Raw genomic sequence first — 18,521 nt, forward strand, 5'->3', positions numbered from 1 at the left:
GCCCGCGTCCGGATCCCTCAGGCCCGCCGGGAGAGCAATTGGCGCGCAACGCCCCCCATGACCCCGCCATGGACGGCCCCTTGGCCGTCGCCGACGACGACGCGCCGCGCACGCGGGTCGAATTTCCCGACAATCGCCTTCTGATCGAGCTGTGCGGCGGCTTCGATCGCAATCTCGCCCAGGTCGAGGGCGCGCTGGGCGTGCAGATCGCGCGCCGCGGCAACGTGCTGACGCTGCATGGCGACGAGGACGCCCGCGCGCGCGCGGCCGAGGCGCTGCGCGCGCTCTACCGCCGGCTCGAGGCCGGCCGCGCGGTCGAGCCGGGCGACGTGCTCGCCGCCCTGCGCTTCGGCGCCGCGCCGGACGAGGACGCGCCCCGCGCCGGTCAGCTCGAGATGTTCGCCGGCGGGCGCATGGCCATCCGCACCCGCAAGAAGGCCGTCGAGCCGCGCACCCCCGCCCAGCGCGCCTATGTCGAGGCGCTGTTCGAGAAGGAGCTGGTCTTCGGCCTGGGGCCGGCGGGCACGGGCAAGACCTATCTGGCGGTGGCCGCGGCCGCGGCGATGTTCCTCGAAGGGCGCGTCGACCGCATCGTGCTGTCGCGCCCGGCGGTCGAGGCGGGCGAGCGGCTGGGCTTTCTGCCCGGCGACATGAAGGAGAAGGTCGATCCCTACATGCAGCCGCTTTACGACGCGCTCAACGACCTGATCCCCGCCCGCCAGGTGCAGCGCTTCATCGAGGAGAAGCGCATCGAGATCGCGCCGCTGGCCTTCATGCGCGGGCGCACCCTGTCCAACGCCTTCATCGTTCTGGACGAGGCCCAGAACGCGACCGAGATGCAGATGAAGATGTTCCTTACCCGCCTTGGCGAGGGCGCGCGCATGGCCGTGACCGGCGACCCGGGGCAGGTGGACCTGCCGCGGGGCGTGCGCTCGGGGCTGGTCGCCGCCGATCGGATCCTGCGCGGGGTCGAGGGCGTGGGCTTCGTGCGCTTCACCTCGGCCGACGTGGTGCGTCACCCGCTGGTCGCGCGCATTCTCGAGGCGTGGGACCGCGACGAGCCGGGAGCGGACTCGTGACCGGCCCCGCGCTGAGCGTCGAGCTGATCGCCGAGGCCCCCGGCTGGGCGGCGCTCGACTTCGATCCGGCCGAGGCGGTCGAGCAGGGCGCGCGCATGGCGCTGAAGGCGGCCGGGGTCGCGCGCGGCGCCTATGTCGTCGGCGCGCTGGCGGCGGATGACGCGCGCATGGCGCAGCTGAACGAGGCGCATCGCGGCAAGCCCGCGCCGACCAACGTGCTGTCCTGGCCCGCCTTCGCGCTTTCGGCCGCCGAGCGCGGCCTTGCGCCCGGCGCGCGCCCCGCGCCGCCGCCCGAGGCCGACCCGTTCGGCGAGCCCGTCGAGCTGGGCGATCTGGCCTTCGCGCTCGAGACCGTCGCGCGCGAGGCCGAGGCGCGCGGCCTGAGCCTGCGCGCGCATCTGGTGCATCTGGCGCTGCACGGGACGCTGCATCTGCTGGGCTATGATCACGAGACCGAGCCCGATGCGGCGCTGATGGAGGGCCTCGAAAGCGCGGCCATGCGCAAGGCGGGCTTCGACGATCCCTATGCGCAGGAGGCCGCATCATGAGCGCGCAGGCTTCGTCCGACGAGCCGTCATCCGCCCGCGCGCCCCGCAACTCCGGCGGGGCCGGCGCGGGGCGCGCGCCCGCCTCGGTCCCCGCCTCGGCCCCCACCCCGGCCGCCGTCCCCGCACCCGCCGGCACGGCCGCGCCGGCGCCCGCCGCCGCTCCGGCTTCGGGCGCGCGCGCGCCCGCGGCGCCCGCTCCCGCCGCGCCCGAGCCGCCGCGCCGCGGGTTCTGGGGGCGGCTCGCCGACCTTCTGCGCGGCCGCAAGCCTGCGCCGCCGCCCGTTCCCTCCGGCGCGGACGAAGCCGGCCCGGGCGAGCGCGCCATGCTGGTCAACGTCCGCCGTCTGCGCACCTTGCGCGTGCGCGACGTGATGGTGCCGCGCGGCGACATCGTGTGCGTGCCCGTGACGGCGGCGCTGCCGGATCTGGTCGACGTGTTCCGCCAAAGCGGCCACACGCGCCTGCCCGTGCATGGCGAGACGCTGGACGATCCGCTGGGCTTCGTGCATCTCAAGGACATCGCGCTGACCTACGGCTTCGGGGCCGAGGCCGAGACCTTCGACCTTGGCCGCCATGTGCGCCCGGCGCTTTACGCGCCGCCCTCCATGCCCATCGGCGCGCTGCTGCAGAAGATGCAGAGCGCGCGCGTGCACATGGCGCTGGTCATCGACGAATATGGCGGCGTGGACGGGCTGGTCACGATCGAGGACCTGCTCGAGCAGATCGTGGGCGAGATCGAGGACGAACACGACGTGGACGAGGATGACGAGCTGCGCGAGGAGGCGCGCGGCGTCTTCGTCGCCTCGGCCCGCGTCGAGGTGCCCGAGTTCGAGTCCGCCGCGGGCATCGACCTGTTGCCCGACGACCTGGACGAAGAGGTCGACACGCTGGGCGGGCTGGTCTTCAAGCTGGCCGGGCGCGTGCCCGCCCGCGGCGAGGTGATCCGGCACCCGCAGGGGCATGAGTTCGAGGTGCTGGACGCCGACGCGCGCCGCATCAAGCGCCTGCGCGTGCGGCTGGCCGAGGCGGTGGCGCGGGCCGCGGAATGAGCGGGGCGAAGGTCGGGCCGGCCGCGCGCGCGGCCTTGATGCGCGCGCGCGCCGCGCCTTTCGCGGCCGCCGCGGCGGCGGGCGCGGCCCTGGCCCTGGCCCAGCCGCCCTGGGGCGCATGGTGGCTGGCGCCGCTGGGCTGGGCGGGGCTTGCGGCGCTGACGGCGGAGGCCGGGCCGCGGCGGGCCTTCGCGCTGGGCTGGACGGCGGGCGCGGTCTTTTTCGCCATTGCGATCAGCTGGATCGCCGAGGCCTTCATGGTCGACGCCGCCCGCCATGCATGGATGGCGCCCTTCGCGTTGGCCGGGCTGTGCGGCGGGCTGGCGCTGTTCTGGGGGGCGGGGCTGGCGGGCTTTGCGGCGATGCGGGCGGCGGGCGCATGGCGCGCCGTCGCCTTCGCGGGCGCGCTGACCCTGGCCGAGGCGGCGCGCGCGCGCGTGCTGACCGGCTTTCCCTGGGCGCTGCCGGCGCATGTCTGGGCCGATGCGCCCGTGATCCAGACGCTGGCGCTGTTCGGGCAGGAGGCGCTGGGCTTCGTCACGCTGCTTGGCGCGGCGCTGCCGGTCTTCGCGCGTGCGCGCCTGGCCTGGGCGGCGGGCGGCGCGGCGCTGCTGGCCGCCGCCTGGCTTTGGGGCGCGCATCGCCTGGCGGCGCCCGAGCCCTCGGCCCCCGGCCCGCGCCCAATGGTGCGCATCGTCCAGCCCAACGTCGCGCAGGCGCTCAAATGGGACCCGGCGCTGGCGCCGGTCCACTGGCGCGATCTTCTGGCGCTGACCGCCGCGCCGCGCGCCGACGGGCGCCGGCCGGACGTGGCGATCTGGCCCGAGACGGCCACCGCCTATCTGCCCGACCGCGACGCCGAGGCGCGCCGCCAGGCGGCGGCCGCCGCCCGCGCGCCGGTGCTTGCGGGCGCGCGCCGCTTCGATCCCGCCGCGGGCTGGTTCAACGCGCTGCTGGTCATCGGCGCGGACGGCGCGCTTGAGGCCGTCTACGACAAGGCGCATCTGGTGCCGTTCGGCGAGTATGTTCCCCTGCGCGGCGCGCTGGAGCGGCTGGGGCTGACCGGCCTGGTCGGGCAGGGCTTCGCCGCCGGGCCGGGGCCGCGCACGATCCGCGCGGCGGGTCTGCCGCCCTTCGCGCCGCGCATCTGCTACGAGATCATCTTTCCCGACGAACTGCCGGCCCGGCGTCCCGACTGGATCGTGCAGATCACCAACGACGCCTGGTTCGGCGACAGCGCCGGCCCGCGCCAGCACCTGGCGCAGGCGCGCTTCCGCGCCATCGAGCAGGGATTGCCGGTGGCGCGGGCGGCCAATACCGGCATCTCGGCCATGATCGACGCGCGCGGGCGCATCCTTGCCCGGCTCGAATTGGGAGCGCGCGGAACGTTGGACGCGCCGCTGCCGCCCGCGCTGGCGCCCACGCCCTTCGCGCGCACCGGCGGCTGGCCGTGGCTGGCGCTGATCGGCGCGCTCACGGCGCTGGCGGCGACGCGGCGCCGCGCCGCCTGACCCAGGGCGGCGGCTGACCGGGCCGCGCCCGGCGGCGACGCTCCGATCCAACCCAGGACGCGCACGCCGGGGCGCGCAGCCGATGCGGGCGTCGCATCGACCCAGCCGGGCCCCGGCCGCCCGCGCCCGGGCGCGGGCGGCGCCGTCAAGTCCCGCCCATCGGCCGCGCGCCATCGGCCTCACCCCGCGCACACGGCCTCTCGGCCGCGCGCCGCCTGCGCCGGCGCCGGCGCGGGGGCGGCGCCAGGCTCGCGCCGGGGCGGCGCCGATCCGCAGCGCGATGCGGGGGCCGCCGCCCGCGCCCCGGACGAAGGCGCTCGCGCCGCCGTTCGCGCGGCGGTTTCGCGGCGCGCGCTCTTGACCCGCGGCGGGCGTTGCGCGTATGTCAGCCGCGCCCGCCGCGCGACGCGCCGCGGGCCGCCCTTGTGCGCGCTGCCGCGCGGCCCGCCGCCTGACCCCGAGGAGACGCCCGTGTCCCGACTGAATTACCTGTTCACCTCCGAATCGGTTTCCGAAGGCCACCCCGACAAGGTGTGCGACCGCATCTCGGACGCCGTTCTCGACGCCTATCTGTCGGTCTTCCCCTACACCCGCGTCGCCTGCGAGACCCTGGCCACCACGAACCGCATCATCATCGCGGGCGAGATCGGCCATCCCGAGGGCCGCGAGGACATCGTGCGCCGGGTCAACCCGACCATCGAGCGAATCGCGCGCGAGTGCATCCGCGACATCGGCTACGAGCAGCCCGGCTTCGACTGGGGCACGGTCGAGATCACCAACCTGCTCCACAGCCAGTCCAAGGACATCGCCATGGGCGTGGACGCCACCGACAGCAAGGACGAGGGCGCCGGCGACCAGGGCATCATGTTCGGCTACGCGGTGGACGAAACCCCCGAGCTGATGCCCGCGCCGATCCACTACGCGCACCGCATCCTGCGCCGCCTGTCCGAGGCGCGCAAATCGGGCGAGGCGCCGCAGCTGGGCCCCGACGCCAAGACGCAGCTGACCCTGCGCTACGAGGACGGCAAGCCGGTCGAGGTGACCTCGCTGGTGCTCTCGACCCAGCACCTGGACAAGCGCATGAGCTCGGAGCGCGTGCGCGAGGTGGTCGAGCCCTACATCCGCGAGGTGCTGCCCAAGGCGTGGCTCACCTCGAACACCGAGTGGCACGTCAACCCCACCGGCGCATTCGTCATCGGCGGACCCGACGGCGACGCGGGCCTGACCGGGCGCAAGATCATCGTCGACACCTATGGCGGCGCCGCGCCGCACGGGGGCGGCGCCTTCTCGGGCAAGGATCCGACCAAGGTCGACCGCTCGGCCGCCTACGCCGCGCGCTACCTGGCCAAGAACGTGGTCGCGGCCGGTCTGGCCAGCCGCTGCGTCATCCAGCTCAGCTACGCCATCGGCGTGTCCAAGCCGCTGTCGATCTACGCCAACACCTACGGCACCGCCACGGTGGACGAGGCCGCCATCGAGCGCGCGCTCGGCGAGGTGATGGACCTGACCCCGCGCGGCATCCGCGAGCATCTGGGCCTGAACAAGCCGATCTACCAGCGCACGGCCGCCTACGGGCATTTCGGCCGCGACCCCGAGCCCGACGGCGGCTTCAGCTGGGAGCGCACCGACCTGGTCGACGCGCTCAAGGCGGCGGTCTGACCCGGCCCGGGGCGGCCGCGCGCCGCCCCGCGCCGACACCCGAAGGAAGGTTGCGATGACAGCGAATGGCGAGGGCGCCCCGGGCCGCGCCGACGGCGCGCCTTGGCGCAACTTCTACGGCCGCCGCCATGGCAAGCGGCTGCGCAAGGGGCAGGAAGAGCACCTGCGCACCACGCTTGCGCGCATCGCCCCGCGCGGCGTGACCTGGGAGGAGAACCCCGCGCGCACGCCCATCGACCTTGCCGAGCTGTTCGGCGGTCCGCGCCCGGTCTGGCTCGAGATCGGCTTCGGCGGCGGCGAGCACATGCTGGCCCAGGCCGCCGCCAACCGCGAGGTCGGGATCATCGGCTGCGAGCCCTTCGTCAACGGCGTGGCGATGTTCCTGTCGCACATGGCCCGGCATGGCATCGACAATGTGCGCGTGCATGCGGGCGACGCGCGCGACCTGATGGATGTGCTGCCCGAGGGCGCCATCTCGCGCGTGTTCCTCAACTATCCCGATCCGTGGCCGAAGGCGCGCCATCACAAGCGCCGTTTCGTCAACCCCGAGAACCTCGACGCGCTGGCGCGCGTGATGGCGCCGGGGGCCGAGCTGCGCCTGGCCACCGACATCGGCGACTATGCGCGCCACGCCCTCGCGCATGTCATGGACCACCCCGCCTTCGTCTGGACCGCCGAGCGGCCCGAGGACTGGCGCCGCCCCTGGCCCGATTGGCCGGGCACGCGCTACGAGGCCAAGGCCCTGCGCGAGGGCCGCACGCCCATCTATCTGACCTTCCGCAGGGTCTGACCGGCCGCCGGCGCGCGCCGCGCCGGCGCGGCGGGGCGGGAGCAGGGCGCGCGGGCGGCGAAAGCCGCGGCCCGATGCGCGGGGCGCCGGGCAAAAGCGTGGGCCGGCGGGCAAGCGCGCAGGGCGCCGGACAGGCGCGGGCCGGCGAAAGCCGCGGCCCGATGCGCGGGGCGCCGGGCAAAAGCGTGGGCCGGCGGGCAAGCGCGCAGGGCGCCGGACAGGCGCGGGCCGGCGGACAACCGCGCGGGGCGCCGGACACGCGCCGGCGAAGGGCGGTGGACGCGGCGCGCGCGCGTGGCTAGAACCGGGCCGTTCCCGCTGTTCGAACCGGAAGGCCCGCATGACCGCTCATGGCCCCGCCAGCCCCCTGACCGCCCGCCGCGCCGGACCGCTTGCCGGCATCGCGCATGTGCCGGGCGACAAGTCCGTCTCGCATCGGGCGCTGATCCTTGGCGCGCTGTCGGTGGGCGAGACCCGCGTGACCGGCCTGCTCGAAGGGCAGGACGTGCTCGACACCGCCGCGGCCATGCGCGCCTTCGGCGCCGAGGTCGAACGCCTCGCGCCCGGCGAGTGGCGCGTGCACGGCGTGGGCGTGGGCGGCTTCGCCGAGCCCGAGAACGTCATCGACTGCGGCAATTCGGGCACCGGGGTGCGCCTGATCATGGGCGCCATGGCGACCACGCCCATCAGCGCCTGCTTCACCGGCGACGCCTCGCTGCGCTCGCGCCCCATGGGGCGGGTGACCGAGCCGCTGGCGCTGTTCGGCGCGCGCGCGCAGGGGCGCGCGGGCGGGCGGCTGCCGCTGGTGCTGACCGGGGCTTCCGATCCGGTTCCCGTCAGCTACCGCCTGCCGGTGCCCTCGGCGCAGGTCAAGTCGGCGGTGCTGCTGGCCGGGCTCAACGCCCCCGGCGTGACCGAGGTGATCGAGCGCGAGCCCACCCGCGACCATACCGAGCGCATGCTGCGCGGCTTCGGCGCCCGGGTCGAGATCGAGCGCGACGGCCCCGACCGGATCATCCGCCTGACCGGCCGGCCCGAGCTGACCGGCCAGACCATCGCCGCCCCGCGCGATCCCAGCTCGGCGGCCTTCCCGGTCTGCGCGGCGCTGATCGTCGAGGGCTCGGACGTGCTGGTCCCCGGCGTGTGCCTAAACCCCACCCGCGCCGGCCTTTACGAGACGCTGCGCGAGATGGGCGCGGACCTGGTCTTCGAGAACCCGCGCGAAGAGGGGGGCGAGCCCGTGGCCGATCTGCGCGCGCGCTTCTCGACGCTGCGCGGCGTCGAGACCCCGCCCGAGCGCGCGCCGGCGATGATCGACGAATACCCGATCCTGTCCGTGGTCGCCGCCTTCGCCGAGGGACGCACCGTCATGCGCGGCGTGCGCGAGCTGCGCGTCAAGGAATCGGACCGCATCGATGCCATGGCCCGCGGGCTCGAGGCCTGCGGCGTGACGGTCGAAGAGGACGAGGACACGCTGATCGTCCACGGCATGGGGCCGGGCGGCGTGCCGGGCGGGGCGACCTGCGCCTCGCGGCTCGATCACCGCATCGCCATGTCGTTCCTGTGCCTTGGCATGGCGTCGCGCCGCCCGGTGACGGTGGACGACGCCGGCCCGGTGGCGACCTCGTTCCCCGGCTTTCGCGCGCTCATGCAGTCGCTGGGCGCGGCGTTCGAGGAGCGGGCGGCATGAGCGCGGCCTGCGCGGGGCGCTTCGTGGTGGCGCTGGACGGCCCCGCGGCGGCGGGCAAGGGCACCATCGCGCGGGCGCTGGCGGCGCGCTTCGGCTTCGCGCATCTGGACACGGGGCTGCTCTATCGCGCGGTCGGGCGCAAGGCGCTGGCCGCGGGGGGCGGGGCGATCAGGCCCGAGGACGCGATCCGCGCCGCGCGCGCGCTGCGCGCCGAGGATCTGCAGGCGCCGGGGCTGCGCGATCCGCAGGTGGGGCAGGCGGCCTCGCAGGCGGCGGCGCTTCCCGAGGTGCGGGCCGCGCTGCTGGACTTCCAGCGCGCCTTCGCCGCCCGGCCCGGCGGCGCGGTGCTGGACGGGCGCGACATCGGCACGGTCATCTGCCCGGACGCGGATGTGAAGCTGTTCGTCACCGCCTCGGACGAGGTGCGCGCGCGCCGGCGCTGCGCCGAGCTGCGCGCGGGCGGGGCGGAGGCGACGTTCGAGCAGGTGCTCGAGGATCTGCGCCGGCGCGACGCGCGCGACGCGGCGCGCGAGGCGGCGCCGATGAAGCCGGCCCCCGACGCGGTCTTGCTTGACACGACGAAATTGAGTATAGACGCGGCGGTCGCCCAAGCGGCGGCGCTGATCGAGCGGAAATGTGCTGGCAGAGCAGGCGGGGGGTGATTCCCTGCGCGGCGACAAACCCCGGACACCCGACATGGCCCGGTGTTCGCCGGGCTTTCGCTTTTTCGCACGCGCCCGCTCGCCGTCGGCGACGGACCCAGAGGAAAGACCGCCGGACCCAACCGGCTGGCCGGAAACCATAGACCCATACGGAGACCCGACTGCATGCCCGCAGCAACCATGGAAGAATTCGAGGCGCTTCTCAACGAGAGCCTCGAGATCGCGACCCCTCAGGAAGGCAGCGTCGTTCGCGGCAAGGTTCTCGCCATCGAGAACGGCCAGGCGATCATCGACGTCGGCTTCAAGATGGAGGGGCGCGTCGACCTCAAGGAATTCGCCAAGCCCGGCCATGAGCCCGAGATCAAGGTCGGCGACGAGGTCGAGGTGTATCTCGAGCGCGTCGAGAACGCCCGCGGCGAGGCCGTGATCTCGCGCGACAAGGCCCGCCGCGAAGAGGCCTGGGACCGTCTCGAGAAGGCCTACGAGAAGGAAGAGCGCGTCGAGGGCGCCATCTTCGGCCGCGTCAAGGGCGGCTTCACCGTGGATCTCGGCGGCGCCGTGGCCTTCCTGCCGGGCAGCCAGGTCGACGTGCGCCCCGTGCGCGACGTCACGCCGCTGATGGGCATCCCGCAGCCCTTCCAGATCCTCAAGATGGACCGCCGCCGCGGCAACATCGTGGTCTCGCGCCGCGCCGTGCTCGAGGAAAGCCGCGCCGAGCAGCGCGCCGAGGTTGTCGCGCGCCTGAAGGAAGGCGACGTGGTCGAGGGCGTGGTGAAGAACATCACCGATTACGGCGCGTTCGTGGACCTGGGCGGCGTCGACGGCCTGCTGCACGTCACCGACATGGCCTGGCGGCGCGTCAACCACCCCTCCGAGATCCTGAACATCGGCGAGACCGTCAAGGTCCAGGTGATCAAGATCAACAAGGACACCCACCGCATCAGCCTGGGCATGAAGCAGCTGCAGGCCGATCCGTGGGAGGGCGTCGAGGCCAAGTATCCCGTCGGCGCCAAGCTGCCGGGCCGCGTGACCAACATCACCGACTACGGCGCCTTCGTCGAGCTGGAGCCGGGCGTCGAGGGCCTGGTCCACGTCTCGGAGATGAGCTGGACCAAGAAGAACGTCCATCCGGGCAAGATCGTCTCCACCTCTCAGGAGGTCGAGGTGATGGTGCTGGACGTCGATCCGGTCAAGCGCCGCGTCTCGCTGGACCTCAAGCAGTGCCTGCAGAACCCCTGGGAGGCCTTCGCCGAGAAGTTCCCGCCGGGCTCGAAGGTCGAGGGCGAGGTCAAGAACATCACCGAGTTCGGCCTGTTCATCGGTCTCGAGGGCGACATCGACGGCATGGTGCACCTGTCCGATCTGGACTGGGACCGTCCCGGCGAGCAGGCGATCCAGGACTACAAGAAGGGCGACGTCGTCCAGGCGGTGGTGCTGGACGTGGACGTCGAGAAGGAGCGCATCTCGCTCGGCATCAAGCAGCTTGACGGCGATCCCTTCGCCGACGCCGTGGCCGGCGTGAAGCGCGGCGACGTCGTCACCTGCACCGTCACCGCGATCGAGGATGGCGGCATCGAGGTGGAATACGACGGCATGAAGTCGTTCATCCGCCGCTCGGACCTGGCGCGCGACCGTCAGGACCAGCGCCCCGAGCGCTTCTCGGTCGGCGACAAGGTGGATGCGCGCGTGACCAACATCGACCGCGCCTCGCGGCGCCTCGGCCTGTCGATCAAGGCGCGCGAGATCGCCGAAGAGAAGGAGGCCGTGCAGCAGTATGGCTCGTCCGACTCGGGCGCCTCGCTGGGCGACATCCTGAGCGCGGCCCTCAAGGAGCGCGGCGAGTGATCGCCGCCGCTTCGCGGGCATGACCACGCTCGACGACATCGAACGGCGCCGCTTGCGGCGCCGTTTATGGTTCTGGCGCATCCTGGCGCTGATCCTGCTGGCCGTGGCGGCGGCGGCGCTGCTGGCGCCCGAGGCGGGGCCCTCGGGGCCGCGGGTGGCGCGGGTGCAGCTGTCGGGCGTGATCGCCGACGACCCCGAGCGCGACGCCTTTCTCGAATCGCTGGCCGAGGACGACGAGGTGCGCGCCGTGATCCTGCGCATCAACAGCCCCGGCGGCACCACGGTCGGGGCCGAGGCGCTGTATGATTCGCTGCGCCGCCTGGCCGCGCGCAAGCCGCTGGTCGCCATCGCCGGCGAGGTCGCCGCCTCGGGCGCCTACATCGCCGCCCTGGCGGCCGACCGCTTCATCGTGCACGGCAATTCGATCGTCGGCTCGATCGGGGTCATCGCCCAGCATCCCGAACTGTCCGAGCTGCTCGATTCGATCGGCGTGCGCATGGTCGAGGTGAAGTCCTCGCCGCTCAAGGCCGCGCCCTCGCCCTTCGCCCCCGCCGACGAGGCCGCGCTGGAGGTCGAGCGCGCCATGATCCGCGACGCCTACGCCTGGTTCCGCGACCTGGTGGCCGAGCGCCGCGGGCTGCGCGGCGAGGCGCTCGAGCGCGTGGCGGATGGGCGAATCATGACCGGGCGCATGGCCGTGGCCGCCGGGCTGGCGGACCAGATCGGGGCCGAGCGCGAGGCGCGCGCCTGGCTCGAGGAACGCGGCGTGCCGGCCGATCTGCCCCTTGCGGACGCGCGCCCGCGCGAGAAGGGCGCCTCGACGCTCGAGCGGCTGATCGACCTGCTGCGCGGCGCCGGCTCGGCCGCGCGCGCGCTGACGGCGGGGCCGCGGCTGATGTCGATCCAGCGCTGACCTGCATCGCGCCGCGGGCCGGGCGCGGTTTTGCGGTGACATTCCGCGCCGCAGCCGCGATAGTCCCAAGGCATCGGACGAGAAGATCCGCGGGGAGGAGAAGGCATGATTAGATCGGAACTCATCCAGCGTCTGACGGAAGAGAACCCGCATCTCTACCATCGCGACGTCGAACGCATCGTCGCCACGGTGTTCGAGGAGATCACGCGCGCGCTGGCCGACGGCGACCGGGTTGAGCTGCGCGGATTCGGCGCCTTTTCGGTCAAGACGCGCGAGGCCAGGATGGGCCGCAACCCCCGCACGGGCGAATCCGTGGCCGTCCCGGAAAAGCGCGTGCCTTTCTTCCGCACGGGCAAGGAGCTGCGCCTGCGGCTGAACCAGGCGCAGACCGGCCAGGACCGCCCCGCTCAAGAGGAGTGAACGCCAGGTGCGCATCGTCAAATTCATCCTGCTGGCCGCCATCGCGCTGGCCGCCATCGCCTTCGGCGTGGCCAATCGCGGCCCGGCCACCGTGCACGCCCTGCCGCCCGAGCTGGACATGGGCCTTGGCCTGTCGGGCGGGGTGACGGTTCCGCTCTTCGTCGCGCTGTTCGCCGCCTTCTTCGTCGGCGTCGCGGCGGGGCTGCTGCTCGAGGCGGTGCGCGAGCGCGGCCATCGCCGGGCCGAGCGCGAATACAAGCGCAAGGCCGCCGAGCTGCAGCGCGAACTCAAGCGCCTCGAACGCAAGACGGGCGAGGAGGATGCCGACATCCTCGGACTGGCGCGCGGCTGAGGGGCGATGCGGATCAAGATCTGCGGCCTGACCGAGCCCGAGGGGCTGCGCGCGGCGGCCGGCGCCGGCGCGGCCTATGTCGGCTTCGTGTTCTTCGCGCGCTCGCCGCGCAACGTCGCCCCGGCCGAGGCCGCGCGGCTGGCGGCGCTGGCGCCGGCGGGCCTGTGCAAGGTGGCGCTGACGGTCGATGCCGACGACGCCGCGCTCGAGGCGATTCTCGAGGCCGCCCCCATCGACATGCTGCAGCTGCACGGCGCCGAGACGCCCGAGCGCGTCGCGCAGCTGCGCGAGCGCTTCGGCCTGCCGGTGATGAAGGCGGTGGGCGTGGCCGACGAGGGCGACCTGCCCGCCATCGCCGAGCACGCGCGCGCGGCCGATCAGCTGCTGATCGACGCCAGGCCGCCGCGCGGCGCGGCGTTGCCGGGGGGCAACGGGCTCAGCTTCGACTGGCGGCTGCTGCAGGGGCGGCGCTGGGCCGTTCCGTGGATGCTGGCGGGCGGGCTGACCCCCGAGAACGTCGCCGAGGCCGTGCGGCTGACCGGCGCGCGGCAGGTGGACGTCTCGTCCGGGGTCGAGCGCGCGCCCGGCGTCAAGGACCCCGCGCGCATCGCCGCCTTCGTGCGCGCGGCCGCCGCGGCCGCCTGACCCGCGATCGGCGATCGACTAGCCCGCGCCAAGGCGCTAAACACCCCTTTCGCAGGCCAAGCTACGAGGAATTCGAGATGAGCGCAGAGGGCGTCAACAGCTACCGCACCGGCCCGGACGAGCGCGGGCGCTTCGGCATCTACGGGGGGCGCTTCGTCTCCGAGACGCTGATGCCGCTGATCCTCGATCTCGAGGCCCGCTACGAGCACGCCAAGACCGACCCGTCCTTCTGGGCCGAGATGGACGATCTGTGGAAGCACTATGTCGGCCGTCCCTCGCCGCTCTACTTCGCCGAGCGCCTGACCGAGCAGCTGGGCGGCGCGAAGATCTACATGAAGCGCGACGAGCTCAACCACACCGGCGCGCACAAGATCAACAACGTGCTGGGGCAGATCATCCTTGCCCGGCGCATGGGCAAGACGCGCATCATCGCCGAGACCGGCGCCGGCCAGCATGGCGTGGCCACGGCCACGGTCTGCGCCAAGTTCGGGCTCAAATGCGTCGTCTACATGGGCGCGACGGACGTCGAGCGGCAAAAGCCCAACGTCTTCCGCATGAAGCTGCTGGGCGCCGAGGTGGTGCCCGTGACCTCGGGGCGCGGCACGCTCAAGGACGCGATGAACGAGGCGCTGCGCGACTGGGTCACCTATGTGGACGACACGTTCTACTGCATCGGCACGGTCGCCGGCCCGCATCCCTATCCGGCCATGGTGCGCGACTTCCAGTCGATCATCGGGCGCGAGACCCGCGCGCAGATGCTCGAGCGCGAGGGCCGTCTGCCCGACACGCTGGTCGCCTGCATCGGCGGCGGCTCGAACGCCATGGGCCTGTTCCATCCCTTCCTCGACGAGGAGAGCGTGCGCATCATCGGCGTCGAGGCCGGCGGCCACGGCGTGGACGCGCGCATGGAGCATGCCGCCTCGCTGACCGGCGGGCGGCCGGGCGTGCTGCACGGCAACCGCACCTATCTGCTGCAGGACGAGGACGGGCAGATCCTGGAGGGGCACTCGATCTCGGCCGGGCTCGACTATCCGGGCATCGGCCCCGAACACGCTTGGCTGCATGATGCGGGGCGGGTGGAATACGTGGCCGTGACCGACGACGAGGCGCTCGAGGCGTTCCAGGCCTGCTGCCGGGCCGAGGGCATCATTCCCGCCCTTGAACCCAGCCACGCGCTGGCGCATGTGATGAAGATCGCGCCCGAGCTGCCGAAGGACCACCTCTTGGTCATGAACATGTGCGGGCGCGGCGACAAGGACATCTTCACCGTGGCCGAGGCGCTGGGGGCGAAGATCTGAAGGGGCGGCGCGCCGCCCGAAGAACCTGGGGCCGCGGGCCCCGAACAAGGGATCACGTTACGTGACTGACTTCAAAACGGGCGACATGGTCGTCCTCATCTCGGGTTCCATGCGCATGGCGGTGGAAGAGGTTCGCGACGACCGCGTGAAGGTCGTCTGGTGCCACGAGGGCCGCGTGGGCCGCGACGAATTCGACGCGCGCCTGCTCAACAAGTGGGAAGCGCGCGAGGGGCAGGGCGCCGGCCCGCGCCCATTCGGCGGCAAGCCGCAGGGCGATCGCGGCGGCAAGCCGTGGCAGAACCGCGACGAGCGCCCGCGCGGCGGCGACGACCGCCCCCCGCGCAAGACCGGCTGGGACGGAAAGCCGCGCGACAAGAAGTATTTCCGCAAGGAAGACTGACCCCGACCCGCCGCCGCCCGGCCCCGCGCCCGGCGGCGGCGCATGACCGCCGCATCGCACGACGAGAGAGCCGCCCATGACCCGCATCGCCGACCGTTTCGCCGAGCTCAAGGCCCAGGGCCGTTCGGCCTTCGTGTCCTTCGTGATGGCCGGAGACCCGGATTTCGAGACCTCGCTCGAGCTGGTGCGCGGGCTGCCCGGCGCGGGGGTGGACGTGATCGAGCTGGGCATGCCCTTCACCGATCCCATGGCCGACGGTCCGGCCATCCAGATGGCCGGACAGCGCGCCCTGGCGGCGGGCATGACGCTGTCGCGCGTGCTCGACCTGGTCGCCGCCTTCCGCAAGGAAGACGACCGCACCCCGATCGTCCTGATGGGCTATTACAACCCCATCTACGCGATGGGCGTGCCGCGCTTTCTCGAACGCGCCAGGGCGGCGGGGGTGGACGGCCTGATCGTGGTCGATCTGCCGCCCGAAGAGGATGACGAGCTGTGCCTGCCCGCCCGCGCGGCGGGGCTGGACTTCATCCGCCTGGCGACGCCGACCACCGACGACGCGCGCCTGCCCAAGGTGCTGAGCAACGCCTCGGGCTTCGTCTATTACGTCTCGATCACCGGCATCACCGGCGCGGCCGCCGCCGACGCGGCGCGCGTCGCGCCCGAGGTGGCGCGCATCAAGGCGCGCACCGATCTGCCGGTCTGCGTGGGCTTCGGCATCAAGACGCCCGAATCGGCGCGCGAGATCGCGGCGGCGGCCGACGGCGCCGTGGTCGGCTCGGCCATCGTCGAGCGGCTGGGCCGCGGCGAGCCGCCCGCCCGCATCCTCGAATTCGTCCGCAGCCTGGCCGACGCCGCCCACGGCGCCTGACCCGCCGCGGGCCGGGCGAGCGCGCAACGCCGCCCCCGGGGCGCGTATCCGCAGCCGCCAGGCCGCCCTGTCCCGCGCCCTCGCGCCGGGCGCGCGGCCTCGGAGCGCGCGCGGATGCGCCCGCATGTCGGCGCCGCGCGCGCGGCCAAGGCGCCAGCTTGCGCAGCGCCGCCCCGATCAGCGCCCGGCGCCGCGCGCGCGCATGGCCCGAGGCGCCTTCGCCGCGGCCAGACGCGGCGCGCGCGCCCGAGCGCCGGCTGGGGGCGTCGGCGGCGCGTCGGCGGCGCGGGCGATGGGCGCGGATCAGAACGGCACGTCGTCGGCGGCGGTGACGTAGCCCGCCACCACCTTCTTCACCCCGGCTTTCTCGAAATCGACGGTCAGCTTGTCGCCCTCGATGGCCTGCACGGCGCCGTAGCCGAATTTCTGGTGGAACACGCGCTCGCCCAGCGCGAAGGCGGGCGCGGCGCGCGCGTCGATGACCACGGGCGCGGCCGAGGGCGCCGCCCGGCGCGCCTGCATGCGCCGCCATCCGGGCGAGTCATAGGCGCCGGCGCGCGCGGCGCGCTCTTCCAGCTCCGAGCCGCGCACGACGCCGGCCAGCCCCTCGATCGCCCGCAGCCGCCCGTCGGCGCCCGCCGCGCCGCGCCCTCCCGCCACCGCCGCGCGCCCGCGCGGGCCGCCATGCAGCCCCGGCGGGGTCAGCACCTCGACATGCTCGGGGGGCATCTCGTCGATGAAGCGCGAGGGCAGGGCGCTTTGCCAGCGGCCGAACACGGCGCGGTTGGCGGCGAAGCTGACCACCGCCAGCCGGCGCGCGCGCGTCAGGCCGACATAGGCCAGGCGCCGCTCTTCCTCGAGGCCGGCAAGCCCGTTCTCGTCCATCGAGCGCTGCGAGGGAAACAGCCCGTCCTCCCATCCGGGCAGGAAGACGACGGGAAACTCAAGCCCCTTGGCGGCGTGCAGCGTCATGATCGAGACCTTGGCCGCGCCGTCTTCCTGCTCGTTGTCCATGACCAGGGCGACATGTTCGAGAAAGCCCTGCAGGTTCTCGAACTGCTCGAGCGCCTTGACCAGCTCCTTCAGGTTCTCGACCCGGCCGGCCGAGTCCGGGGCGCGGTCGTTGCGCCAGTGATCGACATAGCCGCTTTCGTCAAGGATCGTCTCGGCCAGCGCGACGTGATCGGCGCCCGCGCGCACGGCCTCGTGCCAGCGGTCGATGGCCTCGAGCAGCCGCCCCAGCGCGCCTCGCGCGCGCGCGGTCAGCCCACCCTCGGCCACCAGCGCGCGGGCCGCGTCCACCAGCGTCAGGCCGCGTTCGCGCGCGATCAGGTTCACGCTCTGCGCCGCCTTCTCGCCCAGGCCGCGCTTGGGGCGGTTCATGACGCGCTCGAAGGCCAGCCCGTCGTCGGGCGAGACGGCCAGGCGGAAATAGGCCATGGCGTCGCGGATCTCGAGGCGTTCGTAAAAGCGCGGGCCGCCGATCACGCGATAGGGCAGGCCGATGTTGAGGAAGCGGTCCTCGAAGGCGCGCATCTGGAACGAGGCGCGGACCAGGATCGCGATGCCGTCGGGCGAGACCGGCTCCATGCCGCGCGTGCCGCGGGTCAGGGCCTCGATCTCCTCGCCGATCCAGCGCGCCTCCTCCTCGCCGTCCCAATGGCCGATCAGGCGCACCTTCTCGCCCTCGGTCTCGTCGGTCCACAGGGTCTTGCCCAGGCGGCGCTCATTGGCCGCGATCACCTCGGAGGCGACGGCCAGGATATGCGGCGTCGAGCGGTAGTTGCGCTCGAGCCGGATGACCGCCGCGCCGGGAAAGTCCTGCTCGAAGCGCAGGATGTTGCCGACCTCGGCGCCGCGCCAGCCATAGATGGACTGGTCGTCGTCGCCCACGCAGCAGATGTTGCGATGCTCGGCCGCCAGCAGGCGCAGCAGCAGATATTGCGCGACGTTGGTGTCCTGATACTCGTCCACCAGAATGTAGCGCAGCCGCCCGCGCCACAGCTTCAGCACCTCGGGATGGGCCTGGAAGATGGTCAGCACATGCACCAGCAGGTCGCCGAAATCGGCGGCGTTGAGGGTGCGCAGACGCTCCTGGTAGTCGGCGTAGAGCCGCCCGCCCTTGCCGCCGAAGGCCGCGGCCTCGTCGGCGGGCAGGTTGGCGGGCGTCCAGCCGCGGTTCTTCCAGCGGTCGATCAGCCCGGCCAGCATGCGCGGCGGCCAGCGCTTTTCGTCGATGTTCTCGGCCGCGATCAGCTGCTTGAGCAGGCGCAGCTGGTCGTCCGTGTCGAGGATGGTGAAGTTGGGCTTGAGCCCCGCCAGCTCGGCATGGCGGCGCAGCAGCTTGGCGCACAGGGCGTGGAAGGTGCCCAGCCAGGGCATGCCCTCGACCGCGCCGCCCACCAGCGCGCCCACGCGCTCCTTCATCTCGCGCGCGGCCTTGTTGGTGAAGGTGACGGCGAAGATCTCGTTCGGGCGCGCGCGCCCCGTGCGCAGCAGATGCGCCACGCGGCAGGTCAGCGCGCGCGTCTTGCCCGTGCCCGCGCCGGCCAGCACCAGAACGGGGCCGTCCAGCGTCTCGACCGCGGCGCGCTGCTCGGGGTTCAGCCCGTCCAGATACGCGGCGTCGCCCGGCGGGCCGCCGGGCATGGCGCGTGCGGACAGGCTCTGGGCCTCGTAGCCGGCGAAGGCGTCGAATTCGTCGAAGTCGCTGCTGCTCATGGGGGTGCAATCTAGCGCCTTGCGCGCGGTTGGGAAAGGTGTCGTTCGCGCATTGTTCGCGCCAAATCGCG

17 protein-coding genes are annotated in these 18,521 nt (G+C 73.3%); 16 read left to right on the top strand and 1 reads right to left on the bottom strand.

The annotated features are described in order from the left end of the window. Positions 1 to 68 precede the first annotated feature (68 nt). The 16 genes from LY05_RS00325 (at position 69) to trpA (ending at position 15,729) form a co-directional block, all read left to right on the top strand. Positions 69 to 1,079, top strand: coding sequence for a PhoH family protein (locus LY05_RS00325; protein ID WP_072746474.1), 1,011 nt, complete (start codon positions 69 to 71; stop codon positions 1,077 to 1,079). After that, positions 1,076 to 1,627, top strand: a complete 552-nt coding sequence (ybeY, locus tag LY05_RS00330; protein WP_249041812.1) for an rRNA maturation RNase YbeY — start codon at positions 1,076 to 1,078, stop codon at positions 1,625 to 1,627. Before LY05_RS00325 ends, ybeY begins: the two co-directional genes overlap by 4 nt. Further along, positions 1,624 to 2,676, top strand: coding sequence for a hemolysin family protein (locus LY05_RS00335; protein WP_148921696.1), 1,053 nt, complete (start codon positions 1,624 to 1,626; stop codon positions 2,674 to 2,676). Before ybeY ends, LY05_RS00335 begins: the two co-directional genes overlap by 4 nt. Further along, positions 2,673 to 4,187: an apolipoprotein N-acyltransferase gene (lnt, locus tag LY05_RS00340; RefSeq protein ID WP_249041813.1), complete on the top strand. Its 1,515-nt coding sequence runs from the start codon at positions 2,673 to 2,675 to the stop codon at positions 4,185 to 4,187. The genes LY05_RS00335 and lnt overlap by 4 nt, the downstream gene beginning before the upstream one ends. Positions 4,188 to 4,658: 471 nt before the next feature. After that, positions 4,659 to 5,846 carry a methionine adenosyltransferase gene (metK, locus tag LY05_RS00345; protein WP_072746472.1) on the top strand — a complete coding sequence of 396 codons (1,188 nt, stop codon included), beginning with the start codon at positions 4,659 to 4,661 and terminating at the stop codon, positions 5,844 to 5,846. Between the two features lie 55 nt (positions 5,847 to 5,901). Next, positions 5,902 to 6,636 carry a tRNA (guanosine(46)-N7)-methyltransferase TrmB gene (gene trmB, locus LY05_RS00350; RefSeq protein ID WP_148921697.1) on the top strand — a complete coding sequence of 245 codons (735 nt, stop codon included), beginning with the start codon at positions 5,902 to 5,904 and terminating at the stop codon, positions 6,634 to 6,636. Positions 6,637 to 6,976: 340 nt separating this feature from the next. Further along, positions 6,977 to 8,326, top strand: coding sequence for a 3-phosphoshikimate 1-carboxyvinyltransferase (gene aroA, locus LY05_RS00355; protein WP_072746470.1), 1,350 nt, complete (start codon positions 6,977 to 6,979; stop codon positions 8,324 to 8,326). Then, complete coding sequence (locus LY05_RS00360; RefSeq protein WP_072746469.1) at positions 8,323 to 8,988, top strand: (d)CMP kinase; 666 nt, start codon at positions 8,323 to 8,325, stop codon at positions 8,986 to 8,988. The genes aroA and LY05_RS00360 overlap by 4 nt, the downstream gene beginning before the upstream one ends. A gap of 165 nt (positions 8,989 to 9,153) precedes the next feature. Then, on the top strand, positions 9,154 to 10,833 hold the full coding sequence (rpsA, locus tag LY05_RS00365) for a 30S ribosomal protein S1 (RefSeq protein WP_148921698.1): 1,680 nt from the start codon (positions 9,154 to 9,156) through the stop codon (positions 10,831 to 10,833). Positions 10,834 to 10,852: 19 nt separating this feature from the next. Next, positions 10,853 to 11,746 carry a signal peptide peptidase SppA gene (sppA, locus tag LY05_RS00370; RefSeq protein WP_148921699.1) on the top strand — a complete coding sequence of 298 codons (894 nt, stop codon included), beginning with the start codon at positions 10,853 to 10,855 and terminating at the stop codon, positions 11,744 to 11,746. Positions 11,747 to 11,851: 105 nt separating this feature from the next. Then, positions 11,852 to 12,166, top strand: a complete 315-nt coding sequence (gene ihfB / locus LY05_RS00375) for an integration host factor subunit beta (RefSeq protein ID WP_072746466.1) — start codon at positions 11,852 to 11,854, stop codon at positions 12,164 to 12,166. 7 nt (positions 12,167 to 12,173) lie between these two features. Beyond that, entirely contained in the window at positions 12,174 to 12,518 is a 345-nt protein-coding gene (locus LY05_RS00380; protein WP_148921700.1) for a lipopolysaccharide assembly protein LapA domain-containing protein, read from the top strand. A 6-nt stretch (positions 12,519 to 12,524) separates the two neighbouring features. Next, complete coding sequence (locus LY05_RS00385; protein WP_148921701.1) at positions 12,525 to 13,163, top strand: phosphoribosylanthranilate isomerase; 639 nt, start codon at positions 12,525 to 12,527, stop codon at positions 13,161 to 13,163. Positions 13,164 to 13,240: 77 nt separating this feature from the next. Beyond that, positions 13,241 to 14,461 carry a tryptophan synthase subunit beta gene (trpB, locus tag LY05_RS00390; protein WP_148921702.1) on the top strand — a complete coding sequence of 407 codons (1,221 nt, stop codon included), beginning with the start codon at positions 13,241 to 13,243 and terminating at the stop codon, positions 14,459 to 14,461. A 61-nt stretch (positions 14,462 to 14,522) separates the two neighbouring features. Beyond that, entirely contained in the window at positions 14,523 to 14,861 is a 339-nt protein-coding gene (locus tag LY05_RS00395; RefSeq protein WP_125458986.1) for a hypothetical protein, read from the top strand. Between the two features lie 76 nt (positions 14,862 to 14,937). After that, positions 14,938 to 15,729 carry a tryptophan synthase subunit alpha gene (gene trpA, locus LY05_RS00400; protein ID WP_148921703.1) on the top strand — a complete coding sequence of 264 codons (792 nt, stop codon included), beginning with the start codon at positions 14,938 to 14,940 and terminating at the stop codon, positions 15,727 to 15,729. A 303-nt stretch (positions 15,730 to 16,032) separates the two neighbouring features. Here trpA and LY05_RS00405 read toward each other — a convergent pair whose 3' ends face one another. Further along, on the bottom strand, positions 16,033 to 18,450 hold the full coding sequence (locus tag LY05_RS00405; RefSeq protein ID WP_148921704.1) for an ATP-dependent helicase: 2,418 nt from the start codon (positions 18,448 to 18,450) through the stop codon (positions 16,033 to 16,035). Positions 18,451 to 18,521 lie beyond the last annotated feature (71 nt).

The sequence above is a fragment of the Oceanicella actignis genome, assembly GCF_008124525.1.
Taxonomy (GTDB): Bacteria; Pseudomonadota; Alphaproteobacteria; order Rhodobacterales; family Rhodobacteraceae; genus Oceanicella; species Oceanicella actignis.

Coding starts and splice junctions, on each gene's coding strand:
- lnt (WP_249041813.1), top strand. CDS start 2,673: ATGAGCGGGGCGAAGGTCGGGCCGGCCGCGCGCGCGGCCTTGATGCGC.
- aroA (WP_072746470.1), top strand. CDS start 6,977: ATGACCGCTCATGGCCCCGCCAGCCCCCTGACCGCCCGCCGCGCCGGA.
- rpsA (WP_148921698.1), top strand. CDS start 9,154: ATGCCCGCAGCAACCATGGAAGAATTCGAGGCGCTTCTCAACGAGAGC.
- LY05_RS00385 (WP_148921701.1), top strand. CDS start 12,525: ATGCGGATCAAGATCTGCGGCCTGACCGAGCCCGAGGGGCTGCGCGCG.
- sppA (WP_148921699.1), top strand. CDS start 10,853: ATGACCACGCTCGACGACATCGAACGGCGCCGCTTGCGGCGCCGTTTA.
- LY05_RS00405 (WP_148921704.1), bottom strand. CDS start 18,450: ATGAGCAGCAGCGACTTCGACGAATTCGACGCCTTCGCCGGCTACGAG.
- LY05_RS00335 (WP_148921696.1), top strand. CDS start 1,624: ATGAGCGCGCAGGCTTCGTCCGACGAGCCGTCATCCGCCCGCGCGCCC.
- trpB (WP_148921702.1), top strand. CDS start 13,241: ATGAGCGCAGAGGGCGTCAACAGCTACCGCACCGGCCCGGACGAGCGC.
- trpA (WP_148921703.1), top strand. CDS start 14,938: ATGACCCGCATCGCCGACCGTTTCGCCGAGCTCAAGGCCCAGGGCCGT.
- LY05_RS00325 (WP_072746474.1), top strand. CDS start 69: ATGGACGGCCCCTTGGCCGTCGCCGACGACGACGCGCCGCGCACGCGG.
- trmB (WP_148921697.1), top strand. CDS start 5,902: ATGACAGCGAATGGCGAGGGCGCCCCGGGCCGCGCCGACGGCGCGCCT.
- LY05_RS00360 (WP_072746469.1), top strand. CDS start 8,323: ATGAGCGCGGCCTGCGCGGGGCGCTTCGTGGTGGCGCTGGACGGCCCC.
- ihfB (WP_072746466.1), top strand. CDS start 11,852: ATGATTAGATCGGAACTCATCCAGCGTCTGACGGAAGAGAACCCGCAT.